Origin of the sequence: uncultured Sphingorhabdus sp., from assembly GCF_937872355.1 — a bacterium.
GTDB lineage: Bacteria > Pseudomonadota > Alphaproteobacteria > Sphingomonadales > Sphingomonadaceae > Sphingorhabdus_B.
On sequence record NZ_CALMSV010000210.1, the window covers coordinates 1 to 15,228 of the forward strand.

Annotated in this window: 13 protein-coding genes; 5 read left to right on the top strand and 8 right to left on the bottom strand. The window is 59.1% G+C overall.

Annotated features, from left to right (window positions below):
* Window positions 1–716 (top strand): molybdopterin oxidoreductase family protein (locus Q0239_RS13825; protein ID WP_298603850.1); only part of this gene is annotated, 716 nt, incomplete at its 5' end.
* Here Q0239_RS13825 and Q0239_RS13830 read toward each other — a convergent pair.
* On the bottom strand, window positions 713–2,287 hold the full coding sequence (locus tag Q0239_RS13830) for a peptide chain release factor 3 (protein ID WP_298603852.1): 1,575 nt from the start codon (window positions 2,285–2,287) through the stop codon (window positions 713–715). The genes Q0239_RS13825 and Q0239_RS13830 overlap by 4 nt on opposite strands.
* Before the next feature lie 123 nt (window positions 2,288–2,410).
* On the opposite strand from Q0239_RS13830, the gene Q0239_RS13835 reads away from it, so the two are divergent.
* From Q0239_RS13835 to Q0239_RS13845, 3 genes are all read left to right on the top strand, one after another.
* On the top strand, window positions 2,411–2,809 hold the full coding sequence (locus tag Q0239_RS13835; protein WP_298603854.1) for a hypothetical protein: 399 nt from the start codon (window positions 2,411–2,413) through the stop codon (window positions 2,807–2,809).
* A 67-nt stretch (window positions 2,810–2,876) separates the two neighbouring features.
* Entirely contained in the window at window positions 2,877–4,895 is a 2,019-nt protein-coding gene (locus Q0239_RS13840; RefSeq protein WP_298603856.1) for a TonB-dependent receptor, read from the top strand.
* The gene (locus tag Q0239_RS13845; RefSeq protein ID WP_298603858.1) at window positions 4,895–6,082 is read left to right on the top strand and encodes a PepSY domain-containing protein; all 1,188 of its coding nucleotides are present in this window, start codon (window positions 4,895–4,897) and stop codon (window positions 6,080–6,082) included. The genes Q0239_RS13840 and Q0239_RS13845 overlap by 1 nt, the downstream gene beginning before the upstream one ends.
* On the opposite strand, the gene Q0239_RS13850 is transcribed toward Q0239_RS13845, so the two are convergent.
* Window positions 5,998–6,591: a TetR/AcrR family transcriptional regulator gene (locus Q0239_RS13850; RefSeq protein WP_298603860.1), complete on the bottom strand. Its 594-nt coding sequence runs from the start codon at window positions 6,589–6,591 to the stop codon at window positions 5,998–6,000. The two genes, Q0239_RS13845 and Q0239_RS13850, sit on opposite strands and share 85 nt — an antisense overlap.
* A 138-nt stretch (window positions 6,592–6,729) precedes the next feature.
* Here Q0239_RS13850 and Q0239_RS13855 point away from each other — a divergent pair, with 138 nt between their 5' ends.
* The gene (locus Q0239_RS13855; RefSeq protein ID WP_298603862.1) at window positions 6,730–8,952 is read left to right on the top strand and encodes a TonB-dependent receptor; all 2,223 of its coding nucleotides are present in this window, start codon (window positions 6,730–6,732) and stop codon (window positions 8,950–8,952) included.
* A gap of 75 nt (window positions 8,953–9,027) precedes the next feature.
* On the opposite strand, the gene Q0239_RS13860 is transcribed toward Q0239_RS13855, so the two are convergent.
* The 6 genes from Q0239_RS13860 to rpmI form a co-directional block, all read right to left on the bottom strand.
* Window positions 9,028–9,486 carry a hypothetical protein gene (locus Q0239_RS13860; protein WP_298603864.1) on the bottom strand — a complete coding sequence of 153 codons (459 nt, stop codon included), beginning with the start codon at window positions 9,484–9,486 and terminating at the stop codon, window positions 9,028–9,030.
* Window positions 9,487–9,529: 43 nt separating this feature from the next.
* On the bottom strand, window positions 9,530–10,507 hold the full coding sequence (locus Q0239_RS13865; RefSeq protein WP_298603866.1) for a S41 family peptidase: 978 nt from the start codon (window positions 10,505–10,507) through the stop codon (window positions 9,530–9,532).
* A 98-nt stretch (window positions 10,508–10,605) separates the two neighbouring features.
* Window positions 10,606–12,882, bottom strand: coding sequence for a phenylalanine--tRNA ligase subunit beta (gene pheT, locus Q0239_RS13870; protein ID WP_298603868.1), 2,277 nt, complete (start codon window positions 12,880–12,882; stop codon window positions 10,606–10,608).
* On the bottom strand, window positions 12,879–13,961 hold the full coding sequence (gene pheS / locus Q0239_RS13875; RefSeq protein ID WP_298603870.1) for a phenylalanine--tRNA ligase subunit alpha: 1,083 nt from the start codon (window positions 13,959–13,961) through the stop codon (window positions 12,879–12,881). The genes pheT and pheS overlap by 4 nt, the downstream gene beginning before the upstream one ends.
* 78 nt (window positions 13,962–14,039) lie before the next feature.
* Complete coding sequence (gene rplT / locus Q0239_RS13880) at window positions 14,040–14,405, bottom strand: 50S ribosomal protein L20 (protein WP_298603872.1); 366 nt, start codon at window positions 14,403–14,405, stop codon at window positions 14,040–14,042.
* A 13-nt stretch (window positions 14,406–14,418) separates the two neighbouring features.
* On the bottom strand, window positions 14,419–14,622 hold the full coding sequence (gene rpmI / locus Q0239_RS13885; protein WP_298603874.1) for a 50S ribosomal protein L35: 204 nt from the start codon (window positions 14,620–14,622) through the stop codon (window positions 14,419–14,421).
* Between the last annotated feature and the right edge of the window lie 606 nt (window positions 14,623–15,228).

Below are 15,228 nucleotides of genomic sequence, written 5' to 3' on the forward strand. Positions count from 1 at the left end.
AATTCTCGAGACCGTTGTTTGAGGCGGAGGAAGGGACGCTGCACGACTGGCAGATCATCCGCAAACTGGCTGAAGCGATTTCAGGCGCTCCGATTGAGCGGGCAACACCGCGCGAACTGCTGGATAATCTGCTCAAGGCCGGCCCCTATGGCGTGTCGCTTGCAGAGGTGGAAGCCGAACCTAGCGGCAAGGATTTCGGGCCACTGCAGGCAGGGCGGCTGCCCGAAAGGTTGCGCACGCCGACCAAGCGGATCGACTGCGCGCCCGCAAATCTGATTGCTGATCTTGACCGGTTACATGCGACATTGGCGCAGCAGGGTGATGACCGTCTGCGGCTGATCGGGCGGCGGCATGTGCGGTCGAACAATAGCTGGCTGCACAACAGCCCGCGCCTTGTGAAGGGGCCCGAACGCTGCACCTTGATGATCCACCCGGACGATGCCCGCGCGCGCAATCTGGGCGATGGATCGCTGGCCGAGGTGGCATCGAAGAGTGGCGCGATCCGCCTGCCGGTCGAAGTCACCGACGACATGATGCCTGGCACGGTTTCGATCCCGCATGGCTGGGGCCGCAACCTGCCCGGCGTTTCGATGGCGGTTGCACAAGCGCATGCCGGGGCGAGCATAAACGATCTGACCGAGGAAGATGCACTCGATCCTTTGTCGGGCAATGCGGCCTTTTCAGGTGTTCCGGTGGAGGTCAGGCCAGCGGCCTAACGTTCCTTCGTCGCGCTGAACACCAGATCGGGATGCTTTTCCTGCTGATAGCCAACATCCCATGACGAGCGCGCCATGAAGACCGGGTTGCCATCGCGGTCCTTCGCCATATTGCCGCCGTTGAACTGGGCAAAAGTTTTCAAATCGGAATCGCTACCGTTTATCCAGCGCGCGGTGTCATAAGGCGCAGGCTCAAGGAAGGCATCGACCTTATATTCGGCCTCCAGCCGTGAAATCAGCACGTCGAGCTGCAGCTGGCCAACCACACCAACGACCCAGTTGGAGCCGATTTCCGGATAAAAAACCTGGATCACACCCTCTTCGCTCAGGTCGTCGAGTGCCTTGCGCAACTGCTTGGTCTTGGTCGGATCACGCAGCACGACGCGGCGCAGGATTTCGGGGGCGAAATTGGGCAGGCCGGTGAAGCGCACACTGTTTTTTTCGGAGAGCGTATCGCCAACGCGCAACGTGCCATGGTTGGGGATGCCGATAATATCGCCGGGCTCGGCCGTATCGGCAATCTCACGGTCTTGCGCAAAGAACAGGATCGGCGAGTGGATCGCAACCGGCTTGCCCAGCCCCGAAGGCGTCAGTTTCATCCCGCGCTTGAAGGTGCCCGAACAAAGCCGCATGAAGGCGATACGATCGCGGTGCTGCGGGTCCATATTGGCCTGCACCTTGAAGATGAAACCGGTGACTTCATTATTGTCGGGTGTAATCGTGCCCGCTTCGCTCGGCTGCGGGCGCGGCGGCGGCGCGAATTTGGCTATGGCCGCGATCATTTCCTCAATCCCGAACTCTTTCAGTGCCGAACCGAAATAGACCGGGGTCAAGTCGCCATGGCGATAGGCCTCCAGATCGAATGAGGCATAACCAGCCTGCGCCAGTTCGGCCTCTTCGCGGAATTTCGCGAGGCCGTTTGCAGACAGCTTCTCTGCAAGCGATGGATCGTCGATACCGCTGTGCTGGCTCGATTTGCCTTCATAGGCTTTGCTTTCGCCGCTGGGCTGTGTGAGCCTGCCGCTGGCGAAGTCGAATATGCCTTCAAACTCGCCACCCATGCCGACTGGCCAACTCATCGGGCAAACGTCGAGCGCCAGCTTGTCTGCAACCTCGTCGAGGATTTCGAAGCAGGGGCGGCCTTCGCGGTCGACCTTGTTGACGAAGGTGATGATCGGCACGCTGCGCAAGCGGCAGACCTCGAACAGCTTGAGCGTCTGCGGCTCGATACCCTTGGCGGCGTCGATTACCATGATCGCGGAGTCGACAGCGGTCAGCGTACGATAGGTGTCTTCGGAAAAGTCTTCGTGGCCTGGTGTGTCGAGCAGGTTGAAGACGATGCCATCCTTTTCGAAGGTCATCACCGAACTTGTGACGGAAATACCGCGCTGCTGTTCGATCTTCATCCAGTCCGAACGGGCGCGGCGAGCGGCACCGCGTGCTTTCACTTCACCGGCAAGGTGAATCGCCCCACCCTGCAGCAGCAGTTTTTCGGTCAAAGTGGTTTTACCCGCGTCAGGGTGCGAGATGATCGCAAAGGTGCGGCGTTTGGCCCAGGGTGCAGTCGTCATGGGCGCGGCGCATAGCCGAGCCGGCCGTCAAGCGAAAGTCCATAGTATGAATAGAGAAAACGCAGAGAGGGCTGTTCAATAAAAGGTGACATTGCAAAAAGCGCTGACTATCGAGCCAGCATCGTGACTCGTAGTCGGCAATTTTGGAGAGGCCATAGCCGCTTTGCGCTAGCATTCATCGTGCTCGCGCTCGCTGTGCGCGCGATTCTGCCGGTTGGTTATATGGTGGGCACCGGTACAAAGAGCCTGTCTGTCTATGTCTGTACCGGCGTCGACGGCACCGGCAAGATGGAAACCATCAATCTGGGTTCGTCCAAACCGGCGAGTGAGCATGACGGCGAAAAGCAGGGCGCCTGTGCTTTTTCCGGTCTCGCTGGCGTGGCCGACTTGCCGCAAGCTGCCGAAATCAGGCTGCTTGCGCCCGCTGAACACAGGCTCCAACACCCCATACGATTCCTGTCGCCCGGTCGCGGCCTTGCCGCGCCACCGCCGCCCGCTACCGGACCTCCGTATCTAAGCTGACATCAAAGTAGCCGGGCGAGCCCTTTGCGCTACCGGCATTTTTGTTACGCTCACGGAGTATCCATACATGCTTTTTCATCACAGTCTGCGCGCTTCGGCGTGCCTTTTTGCTTTAGTTCAATCCGCTTCGCTACTCGCGGCGGAAGACACTACCAATCCCGGCTTGGCGGGGGGGGAAGACTTTGTCGTCCCCGCCCGCAATATGGCGGGATCAACCGCCAATGTCATCACGTCGGTCGATACGCTCGGCCCCGATGTCGCACAAAACGCAAACGTCAACTATGCGTGGGAGCTGGTAGGCAGGCTGCCCGGCGTGCTGGTGACCAATTTCAATCAGGGCTCGACCAGCGGCAAATTTGCCTTTCGCGGGTTCAACGGCGAGGGAGAGATCAACGCCGTCAAACTATTGATCGATGGCGTGCCTTCCAATGTCGCCTCGGGCAACATGTTCTATATCGATCAGGTATTTCCGATCGATATTGCGGGTATCGAATTGGTGCGCGGCACGTCAGACCCGCGCTATGGGCTCCACAATATTGCGGGCAACGCCAACATCCTGACACGCATCGGCGGCACCTATGTCGACGCCAAAGCTTCGACCGGCAGTTATGCCAGTCATGAAGGGCAGTTATCTGCTGGTCTCGAACGTGGAGGCTTCAGTCAGAATTATCTCGTCGCCTATCGCGAAACCAACGGCTTTCGCGATCATGCAGACCTCGACCGGCTGAGCCTAGCAGGAAAATGGTTTTACAGCTTTTCCGAAGATGTCCGCCTGGGCCTGATAGCGCGCCACTATATTTCGCATGCTGAGGAGCCCGGATATCTGACCTTCGTTGATTCACGGCGCGACCGCCGCGCGACTAACGCCTTCAACGCAACCGATGGCGACCGGCGCAAGTTGCAGCAGGCATCACTGCATTTCGATGCTGCTGTCAGCGACGATTTCGACATGACAGCCAAGGCCTATTTCAACCGGACCCGCGATGACCGGTATGTCAAATTTTCCGCCGCTGCCGCTCAGCAACGGCGCGTCACCAACGAAGATCATTGGGGCGCGCTAGCCGCAGCGCATTACCACGCACGCTTGGGTGCAATGGATCTGATGATCGAAATGGGTGGCGATGTGCAGATTCAGAACAATGAATCGCTGCGCTTTACGGCAGTCAACCGTGTGCCCACCGCCCAGACGCGTAACCAGAAAATGGACCTGACCGTTGGTGGCGTCTACCTGCAGGCAATCCTGAAACCGACCGACTGGCTCACCATAACCCCTGCCTATCGTCTGGACTGGGTCGGTGGCGATTATCGCAACCGGTTAAACAACAGCACTGCGCGCGCCAATGACTATGGCTCGATCAAACAGCCCAAAATTTCAGTGGCGCTTGAGCCGGTGGAAGGTGTCACGCTTTACGGAAACTGGGGTAAAACCTTTCAGATAGGCACCGAATCGGGTGCCTATTTGATCGCACCGCGTTTGGTCGACCTTGATCCGTCGATCAACACCGGCTGGGAAGCAGGGGTCAAGCTAGCTCGCGGTCCCGTCGAAGGACGCGTCGCATTGTGGAAACAGAGCGCAACCGGGGAGATCAAGCGCAAGCTGAACGATCCGCTCGGCGATTTTGACAATCTGGGCGCGACTCGGCGCAAGGGCATTGACCTGCAGCTTTCGGCTAAACCTGTGTCGGGGCTTTCCTTTTGGGGTGCTGTTGCTTGGCAAAAGGCGACGATCACAGAGCCTGATCCAGCGACACCTTTGTTGAGAGGCAATGAGATTGACCATGTTCCCCATTGGCTGTTTTCTGGCGGTGTGGATTTCACAGCCGTTGAGAGGCTGCGGCTTTCGGTCTGGGGTGGTGGACAATCGGACTATGAATTGACCACCGCCAACAACCGGGGTCGTTGGGGCGACTATATGACGATCAACGCCGAAGCCGCCTATCAGGTTTCAAAAAGCGTTGAACTTTCCGTTTCCGCCAAAAACCTGACCGACGCCTATTCGGAATATGTCTGGTGGGATGGGGCACAATCACTGCACAGCCCGGCGGACGGCACAAATGTGACCGCCAGCGTCCGGGTGAAACTGTAATGTCCGGCTCCCCGATGCGCAGCCTGATCCGCCAGACACATATGTGGCTCGGGCTGAGCCTCGGGGGGCTGTTCGTCCTTTTGGGGCTTACGGGGTCTATTCTGGTTTTTTACACCGAGATCGATGCTATCCTGAACCCCGAGATACGCATCGAAAGCAGCGCAGAGCCCGATTGGGACCTCGCGCTGCAAACCGTGCGGATCGCTTATCCCGACAAGGCAGGGCCATGGCGGTTCGAAGTGCCGGGGCGAGGTAAGGCGATACCGGCGCGCTATTACGATCCGCCTGAAACCGCAGGGCGCGCCTTTGCGCCGATGATGGTCTGGCTTTCTCCCGATGGTTCGCGCGTCTTGCGGCGGGATTATTGGGGGGATTATGCAATGACCTTCGTCTATGATCTCCACTACCGATTGCTGCTCGGCGAGTTCGGCGGAAAAATTGTCGGCTATACAGGGCTTTTGTTGTTCTTCCTGTTGCTCAGCGGTCTTTGGGCCTGGTGGCCGCGTAGTGATTGGCACAAGGCGTTGCGTTACAAGGTAAAGGCGGCGCCGCTCCGCCAATTGCGAGATCAGCATAAATTGGCCGGTTTGGTTGGCGTGCCGCTGTTGCTAATGCTTGTGGTGACTGGCGTGATGCTCGCACTACCCGATGAAAGTGATGCAGTGCTTGGCACCATTTCAGGTCCGGTCGATGCGGCACCACAGCCGGTGTCTCAAAACTGGCAAGGTGCACCGATCTCGGTATCAACAGCGATGCTGCGCGCACGAACAGCCTTGCCTGCCGGTCGCATTGCGTGGGTCGAAGTGCCGAGCGGTGGCGATGGCGCTTTTCGAATCCGTATGCAAATTCCCGGAGATCCAAGCTTGCGTTTTCCTCACAGCTTTGTGTGGATCGATCAATATGATGGGCGCGTTCTTGCGATCGTAGATGCCCGTCGCGCAGGCGTTTCGACGACGATCAACAACTGGCTGCATCCCTTGCACGACGGAAGTGCGGGGGGGCTGGCCTTGAGAATATTGGCCGCGATTGCGGGGCTGATTCCGCTCATCCTGTTTTGGACGGGGCTAGTGCGTTGGCGACTGCGAAGGACGAGGGCAACCTCTCAACGCCCCAAACCATCGCGCAGCATCGCGTTCACCACATCGGCGATCTCGCCGACAGCACGCTCTTCGCCCAATACGCCATAACGCAGCCCGAGAAAGACGTTCATCCCCATGATCGCCCAAGCATGGGCTTCATCGACCGGCCCCGCGATTTCACCACGCGCTTCGGCAGCCTTCAGACGTTCAAAGATACGGTCAACAGTGGTGCCATAATGGGCCTGCCAGGCGTCGGGTGCGACGAATTCGGCTTCGTCGATGATCCGGTAGATTTCCTTATGCTGCCGCGCGAAGGACAGAAAGGCGGAGAGCGCCCGTCCTTCGGCATCAATCTGGTCCCCATCTCCGGGCAGCACGGGTGCTACATAGTCGCGCACTTGGCCCGACATGTCCTTGACCAGTGCGCGGAACAGCGATTCCTTCGAATCGAAATAGGTGTAGAAGCTGCCCAGAGCGACCCCGGCGCGGCTGGTGATGCTGACTACCGAACTGTCATGGAAGCCCTTTTCGCCAAATTCGGCGCGGGCAGCATCCAGCAACGCACGCAATGTGCGCCGGCCGCGTTCGGTGCGCGGTGCCTTATCTTCCCCCGTCATTGTTGCATCCATGCCACGCACGGCGACCATTTGCAAAATTCCTCTTCCAGAAGTTGAAAGATGGTTCAACTTTCAGTATGGAGCAAGCAGAAAATAGCGGGACAGCCGCATATTTGGATGTACGGAAGAGAGGATATCATGAAATTCCAATCATTTACGCGCGCAATCCTGTTGTCGGGAATCGCCCTTGGCAGCGTCACCACTTTGTCCAGCCCTGTTTGGGCGCAGGATGAGGCAGCAGCAGACGAAGCAGACGCCAGCGGCGAAATCATCGTTACCGCACGTCGCCGCGAAGAAAGCCTGCTCGACGTTCCCATTTCGATGACCGCCATTTCGGGCGACACGCTTGCCGCACAGGGCGCAGTCGACATCACCGCGCTGCAGGACAAAGCGCCGAACATGACGATGCAGATTGCACGCGGTTCGAACTCGACCCTGATCGGTTTCATCCGCGGCGTCGGCCAGCAAGACCCGCTCTGGGGCTTTGAACCCGGCGTCGGCCTGTATGTCGACGACGTCTATGTCGCCCGCCCGCAGGGTGCGGTGCTCGACATTTTTGACGTCTCACGCGTTGAAGTGCTGCGTGGGCCGCAGGGCACGCTCTATGGCCGCAACACTATCGGCGGCGCAGTCAAATATGTGACCAACAAGCTCGGCAATGAGTTTGGCGGTAAGGTGCGTGCCTCTTATGGCGCCTATAACCAGATCGACCTGATCGGTCAGGTCACTGTACCGTTGGGCGACACCTTCTCAATCGGTGGCGCCATCGCATGGTACCAGCGCGACGGTTTCGGCAAGAACCTCACCACAGGCGCCGAGCATTATAACAAGGATGTGCTTGCTGGCCGTATCTCGGCAGAATTTGCTCCTTCGGAAGACGTCTTCATTCGCGTCGCTGCCGACAAGATCATCGACAAATCGAACCCGCGCCACGGCACCCGTCTGGTCGGCAATGGCGGCGTAGCTGCGTTCGAGCCGACCGCCAGCGTCTATGATACCCGCGCAGGCATTGGCGATGACAATAAGGTCGAAACGCAAGGCGTATCGCTGACCGGCGAATTCGGCCTGTCAGACACGCTGACCTTCAAAACGATTTCGGCCTATCGTGACGGCCACACCGACACGCTTATCGATTTCGATAACACTGCAGGCCCCGTCCTTGACGTTCCCGCATTCTATGACGATCGCCAGTTCACGCAGGAACTGCAGCTGCTGTTCGAAGGCGACCGCATTCAAGGTGTTGCCGGGCTCTACTATCTCGACGCCCGTGCCAGCGGTGCGTTTGACACGGTGCTGGGCGGCCTCAATCTCACCACGCTGACCTCAGGCACGGTCAAGACCAAGAGCTATGCCGCCTTTGCCGATGTCAGCTTTGACGTGACCGAGCAACTGAAGCTTTCGGCTGGCCTGCGCTATACCAAGGATGACAAGACCGGCACCGTATTCCGGCGCAACTATACCGGAATCCGCAGCCCGTTGTTCGGCAACACCGCTGCAGTTCCGGGCCTGATCCGTTCGGATTACACTAACAGCCGCAGCTTCAAGAAGCTGACTCCGCGCGTTTCGCTCAGCTATCAACCAAATGACAATGCTAATATCTATGCCTCATACGGCAAGGGTTTCAAATCGGGCGGTTTCGACATGCGCGGCGACGCCATCCTGACGCCGACCACAGTCAATGGCTATGAGCCCGAATCCATCGACAGCTTTGAAATTGGCTTCAAGGGCGCGTTCCTCGACCGCACGCTGTTCACCAACTTTGCGCTGTTTAAGTCAAAGTACAAGAACCAGCAGGTCACCGTGCAGGTGCCAAGCCTTGCGGGTGGCATTGCCAGCTTTGTAGACAATGCGGGTCGCGGAGACATTTCGGGTGCGGAATTCGAACTGCGCGTTGTGCCTTCAGCCAACTTCTCGATGAATGCAGCCGTCGGCTACACCAATGCCGATTATAAGGAATTCCTGACCTTCATCACCGGTGGCACTCCCCCGGTCGACGTATCGAATGCCCGCGAATTCCAGAATACGCCGAAATTCACCGCCAGCGTTTCGGCAACGGCGTCGGGCGACCTGTTGGGCGGAACGATTTCTTTCACTCCAGCAGTCTCGCTGCGCAGCGATGCCTATATGTTCGAAATCCCGACCCCGGCGCTTGATCCCGACGGCTATTTCCTGGTCGATGCTTCGGCAGCCTGGACCTCGCCGGATGATGTATTCAAGCTTTCGGTCAACCTGCGCAACCTGACCAACGAACGCTATCGCGTCGGCGGCTACAACTTCCCGGGCGCGCTGTTTGGCAATTCGATCATCGGCTATTACGGCCCGCCGCGCACCGCGACGTTCAACATCGAATATCGTTTCTGATTTCCTCCTACCCTCTCCCAGGAGCGAAACGGAAAGGCCGGGGTTTGCGCCCCGGCCTTTCTTGTTTCTGGATGGTCAGAACAGCCCGGGCACCTCCCGCTGCGCCGCACTGGGTGTCTTTGGCAGCGGCACCACCCGACGATCCGTCCTTTGACCATCGGCTTGCTGCTGCTGCCCGGCCGTAACCGGCGTACAAGACCGACCGGCTATGAAATCCAGTGCTGACCGCAGCGACGCCTCTGTTGGATCGCCAAGCGGGCGAGCAATATCGTCAGGAGCGGCGCAAGTCGTCCGCATATTGCTTGCCAGCCCCGAATAATAGTCGCCCTGCCCGGCAGAATTATCCTTGGCAAAGGCCACCACGCGAATACGGTCATCGCACGCAGATTGGTCCACGGCGATTTGGCCTACCGGTTTGCCATAGGTATTGCTGCCGATCAGCGCAGCGTTGACGCCGAGATAGGGAATGAAACTGTTCATCACCAACTCGCTGGCAGATGCGGTGGCATTGGTGGTGATGAACGCAATTTTCATGGGCGCTACTGACTGCGACTGGGGTTCGAAACGGCGGGTTTCGTTATTCGATGCTTTGGACGCCCGGAAACAGGGGACCCAAAAAAAAACGCCGGTGGTGGGGCTGGTTGCCGAAAAAACCACCGCGGGGGGGGGGTTCCCCCCCCAGAGGGTCGCCCTCCACCCCCGCCGGGAAACCAAGCCCACCGCCATTATAGCGGAAATCGATCACTATGTTGGTAATACCCTGCGCCCGGAAATCGGCAAAAGCGGTGCGCAACTGGTTATCCGCTGTCGAAATGAAAGTGCGCATGTTGATGTAACCGACGCGGCGCCCGCCATCGTCAATCACCTTGGTCCCGTAGCGTGAGGACAGTGGATCGATATTATAGTCGGCTTTAGTGATCGTGACATTTCGCGTGCCCGCACCGTCGCTGATCCGCAGCACGCGGGTCGTGCCAACTGTGCTCGGGCCAAGCGCGTCGCTGACACCAGCGGAGCCTTGCGAAGCAAGTATGTCCGCAACCGGCACCAGATTGCTCTCGCTCGTACCGATTGCCACTATCTCGGTTCCCCGATCAATCCCTGCCGTCAATGCGGGCGCGCCCTCAAAGGCCTCAATCACGAACAACCGGGTCCCCTGATATGCAAAACGAACGCCAAATCCTGCAGTTGCGCCCGACGCGAAGAAGGCATTTTCCTCGGCAATCGAGGTAATGTAGGTGAAAAATCGATCCCGGCCTTGTGACCGGGCAGTCGCTGTCAAAGCATCGATATAGGCATCGACCGTGCCATAAGGCGATGGATCAAGCGTTGCTGGCAGCGTTTCCGGAAACAGATACCATTCATTGAGAACCGAAAAGGCAAAATCCTGCCGACTGCGCAAACTACACGCAGTTGGTGGAGGGGGTGGAGTCGGCGTGCTGCCGGTCGGAGGGACAACAACTGTACCTCCACCCGATCCGCCGCCGCCTCCCCCGCCACAAGCCGTGGCACCGGCAGCCAGAATGATGACCAGATTTTTGAGCGACTTTTTCCGCACGACTGCGCACTCCATGTAAAGACGCGATGGCCAAAGCCATCTATGCGCCCTTAACAGCATGAGTGCGGCCAAACTGGCAAGTAACAACTTGCTAGGCGTCAACCGCGCAGCGTCGCACCTTGCTTGGAAGCGGTTGTAACGACCCGATCACTTATCGCTTTCAACTCCTCGTCGGTGTAGCTTTTATCGCTGGGCTGAAGCGCCACCTCGATGGCAAGGCTGACCTGGCCTTCAGGTACGCCCTGCCCCGCGAAGCGATCGAACAGGCGGACGGCGACGATGTTGTCCTTATCGCAACCACGGATGGCGCGAACGAGGTCACCCGCTGCCAATGTATCGGGAACGAGGAAAGCAAAGTCTCGGGTCACCGCCTGCAACGCTGGGGGTGTGAAGGCCGGGCGCATGAAGCCCGCCCCCTTCTTCGCCGGGATTGCGTCAAGGAAGATTTCAGCGGCAATGATGGTGCCGTCAAGGTCAAACGCCTTGGCAGTCGCCGGATGCAATGTGCCAAAGGCCGCAAGGATATTTTTGGGCCCCATGCGCAATGTGGCAGATTGGCCGGGGTGATAATGATCCCCCGCCTCACCCATCACCATCAGGCCATCGGTGGCAACGCCGGCCGCTGCCAACAGTGCCAGCACCTCGGCCTTGGCGTCGTAGGCATCGAACTTCGCAGCCTTGCCCATGGCCCAGCTACGCGGAGCCTTCTCACCTGCTAAGACGATGCCGCAGGTCAGCCGCTCGCTATCAGCCAGATAACGCCGCCCGATTTCGAACAGCCGCACCGAAGAAGCACCGCGATCCATGTTGCGCTGCGCCGCCGAAAGCAGGCCGGGGAGCAGCGACGGACGCATGACCTTCATGTCTTCCGAAATCGGATTGTCGAGGCTCCAGATGCCACCGCCAAAGGCGTCGGCTTCCTTTTGTGGGAGGAACGACCAGTTGATTGCTTCGTTCAATCCGCGTGCTGCCGCCGCCCGGCGAACCTTGCGCTCGAGGCTTTGCTGCGGAGTTGCCGTCGGCTTCGCCACGCCATCGGCGCGGGGCAGCGGAGTGGAAACCACGTTATCGAGACCGACGATACGCACTACTTCCTCTACCAGGTCGGCCCAGCCGTCGACGTCGCGGCGCCATGTCGGAACGGTTACCGTCCAGTCTGCCGCAACTTCGAATCCGAGCAACGGCGGATGACCGGCGCGGATGACTTCGCTGGGCTCGCCGCCGCAGGTCTGGACGATCAGGTCGGTGAGCAGCGCCAGGCCATCGTCGAGGAATGCCGGATCGACGCCACGCTCAAATCGGCTGCGTGCGTCGGAGGTCAACGACAGCGCCTGTCCTGTTCTGGCGATACGCTCGGGCGTGAAATAGGCGATTTCGAGCAACACATCGGTGGTGTCATCCGAACAGCCCGAATGTTCGCCACCCATGATACCGGCAATGTCATGCACGCCGCTTTCGTCAGCAATCACCGTCATTTCGGAGGTGAGCGGGTATTCCTTGCCATTCAGCGCAGTCACCATCTCGCCGTCTTTCGCACGGCGGGCCACAACCGCACCGTTCAGTTGCGCCAGATCATAAGCGTGCGCCGGGCGTCCGCAGGCGAGCATCAGATAGTTGGTGCAATCGACCAGCGCCGAAATCGAGCGCTGCCCGGCAGCTTTCAGTCGCGCCTGCATCCAGTCGGGCGATGGCCCATTTTTGACGCCGCGAATGACGCGTCCGTAAAAAGCGGGGCAACCTTCTGGATCATCGGTACGGATCTCGGTCGGGCAGGGATTGCTACCCTCTATGGTTGGCACTTCGACCGGCTTGAACGTGCCAAGGCCAGCCGCCGCCAGATCGCGTGCGATGCCCATCACGCCCATGCAATCCTGCCGGTTGGGGGTAATGGCGACGTCGATCACAGGATCATTGGCGTCCGCATATTCGGCGAAGGCCATGCCGACAGGCGCATCGGCGGGCAGTTCGATGATGCCATCATGATCGTCGCCCAGCTCGAGTTCGGCGACCGAGCACATCATGCCATTCGATTCGACGCCGCGGATGGCGGTCTTTTTCAACACCATGCCATTGGCAGGGACAGTCGCGCCTTCAACGCCGAACACGCCGACCAGGCCGGCACGGGCATTGGGCGCGCCACACACGACCTGCAGCGGATTGCCATCACCCGAATCGACCGTCAGCACCTGCAGTTTGTCTGCCTGCGGGTGTGGGGCAGCCGTCAGAACCTTGGCAACGCGGAAACCGGCCAGTTTGTCCGCCGGGTTTTCGATACCTTCGACCTCCAGCCCGATGCGATTGAGGCAATCGGCTACCTGTTCAATGGTCGCATCGGTTTCGAGATAATATTTGAGCCAGGAGAGCGAGAATTTCATGCGCCTACTCCCCCCGAAAGCGTGGGTACATCGAGTGCGTTGAACCCGTAATGCTGGAGCCAGCGATTGTCGCCATCAAAGAAAGCACGCAGATCGTCCATGCCATATTTGAGCATCGCCAAGCGGTCGACGCCCGTACCGAAGGCAAAGCCCTGCCATATATCGGGGTCGAGCCCGCAGGCTTCGATCACCTTGCGGTGAACCATGCCGCTGCCGAGCACTTCCATCCAGCCTTCGCTGCCACCGATCACGCGCTTGCCCTTCACCACCGAATAGCCAACATCGACTTCGACCGAGGGTTCGGTGAAGGGGAAGTAGCTGGGGCGCAGGCGTAGAACGACGTCGTCGCGCTCGAAGAAAGCCTTGAGGAATGTTTCGAGCGTCCATTTGAGGTGCCCCAGATGGATGCCCTTGTCGATCACCAGACCTTCAATCTGGTGGAACATCGGCGTGTGCGTCGCGTCGCTATCCGAACGATAGACGCGGCCGGGCGCGATGATGCGGATCGGCGGCTCCTGCGATGTCATGGTGCGGATCTGCACCGGCGAGGTGTGTGTACGCAGCAGCATCTTTTTCCCGTCTTGCGCCATCTGGTCGGGGAAATAGAAAGTATCGTGCATCGCACGCGCGGGATGCGTTTCGGGGATATTTAGCGCGCTGAAATTATGCCAGTCGTCCTCAATCTCTGGCCCTTCGGCGACGGCGAAACCCATATCGGCGAAGATTTCCGCCAGTTCGTCCATCACCTGGCTCACCGGATGGACAGTGCCGCGGGGGCCATCCGGCGCAGGAAGCGTCATGTCGAGCCGTTCAGTCGCAAGTCGCTGGTTGAGAATAGCGTTTTCGAGGGCGGCCTTCTTCGCGGCAATGCCATTGGTTACGGCTTCGCGCAGGCCATTGATCACCGGCCCCTGCTGCTGGCGCTCTTCGGGCGACATCTGCCCCAGGGATTTGAGCAGCGCCGAAACGCTGCCCTGCTTGCCAAGCGCGTCGATGCGGACGGCTTCAAGCGCGTCGGGCGTGTCTGCCGCATCGATGGCGGTCAGGATCTGGTTCTGGAGTGTCGCTATATCGCTCATATCGGTTCGCCTGATAAGCAAATGGGCGCGAACGGCAAGTGCCGCCCACGCCCATTTGCGCATGTTTCGAAGTGTTGCTTATGCTGCTTTCGGCAGCGCTGCCTTCGCCTGCGCAACTATGGCGCTAAACACAGCCGACTCGTTCATCGCAAGATCGGCAAGCGTCTTGCGGTCGAGTTCGACGCCAGCGAGCTTCAGGCCGTGCATGAACACGCCATAGGTCATGCCTTCGGCGCGGACAGCGGCGTTGATGCGCTGGATCCACAGAGCGCGGAAATTGCGCTTGTTTACCTTGCGGTCGCGATACGCATATTGGCCGGCCTTTTCGACAGCCTGGCGTGCGATGCGGATGGTATTTTTACGACGGCCATAAAAGCCTTTTGCCTGCTCCAAGATGTTCTTGTGCTTGGCGCGGGTGGTTACACCCCTTTTGACGCGTGCCATATCTCAGCGCTCCTTATTTCAAGCCGTACGGCGCCCATTGGCGAATGTGACCCGCATCCGAATCGCTCAGCACGTCGGTGCCGCGGTTCTGGCGAATATATTTGCCATTGTGGCTGATCAGGCGGTGGCGCTTGCCGGCTACGCCGTGCTTTACCTTGCCTGTGGCGGTGAGCTTGAAGCGCTTTTTGACGCCGCTCTTGGTCTTCAACTTGGGCATTTCGGTCTCCTTTTGGAAATCCGTAGCGAGCAAACATGGCAGCCCTTTTAGCCAGCCCGCTCATTCGGAAGGCGCGCGCCTAGCGGGATTCGCGCAGAAATGCAAGCGCGAAGGCCGATTTAGTGCCCGTTGCCCGCTCCCGGCTTTTGCAGCGCTTGCAACGGATCGCCCAGCGCGGCCATCCGCGCTCGCGATGCCGCGCCGATAATCGGATGCGGATGCTGCCGGTATTCACGCGGGCTCATCTTGAAGAACTGGCGAAAATCCCGGTTGAAATGCGCCTGATCATAATAGTGCAGGTCGAGTGCGTCAGACCAGTTGCTGTCTGGATCGCGCATAATCACCGCCAAAGTCCGCACAAAGCGTTGCCGCCGCAGCAGCAATTTGGGCGAAAAGCCGAATATGCGCAGAGAGAAGCGCTGCAACTGGGCAATGGAAAGCTGCAACCGCTCCGCCAACTGGGCGACCGAAGCGATTTCGGGATCCATCAGCGCCGCATGTGCCGCGCGCACCCGCTGTTCAGTGGCAGCATCAATCAGCGGCCGGTTATCCAGAGCGTCGAGCAGATCGGAAGAGCGTCGTGTAGGGAAAGAGTGTAGATCTCGG

What these genes read in the sequence shown, in the direction of transcription:
- Q0239_RS13830 (WP_298603852.1), bottom strand. Translation starts at nt 2,287, where the DNA reads ATGACGACTGCACCCTGGGCCAAACGCCGCACCTTTGCGATCATCTCG.
- Q0239_RS13840 (WP_298603856.1), top strand. Translation starts at nt 2,877, where the DNA reads ATGCTTTTTCATCACAGTCTGCGCGCTTCGGCGTGCCTTTTTGCTTTA.
- Q0239_RS13845 (WP_298603858.1), top strand. Translation starts at nt 4,895, where the DNA reads ATGTCCGGCTCCCCGATGCGCAGCCTGATCCGCCAGACACATATGTGG.
- Q0239_RS13850 (WP_298603860.1), bottom strand. Translation starts at nt 6,591, where the DNA reads ATGACGGGGGAAGATAAGGCACCGCGCACCGAACGCGGCCGGCGCACA.
- Q0239_RS13855 (WP_298603862.1), top strand. Translation starts at nt 6,730, where the DNA reads ATGAAATTCCAATCATTTACGCGCGCAATCCTGTTGTCGGGAATCGCC.
- Q0239_RS13860 (WP_298603864.1), bottom strand. Translation starts at nt 9,486, where the DNA reads ATGAAAATTGCGTTCATCACCACCAATGCCACCGCATCTGCCAGCGAG.
- pheT (WP_298603868.1), bottom strand. Translation starts at nt 12,882, where the DNA reads ATGAAATTCTCGCTCTCCTGGCTCAAATATTATCTCGAAACCGATGCG.
- pheS (WP_298603870.1), bottom strand. Translation starts at nt 13,961, where the DNA reads ATGAGCGATATAGCGACACTCCAGAACCAGATCCTGACCGCCATCGAT.
- rplT (WP_298603872.1), bottom strand. Translation starts at nt 14,405, where the DNA reads ATGGCACGCGTCAAAAGGGGTGTAACCACCCGCGCCAAGCACAAGAAC.
- rpmI (WP_298603874.1), bottom strand. Translation starts at nt 14,622, where the DNA reads ATGCCCAAGTTGAAGACCAAGAGCGGCGTCAAAAAGCGCTTCAAGCTC.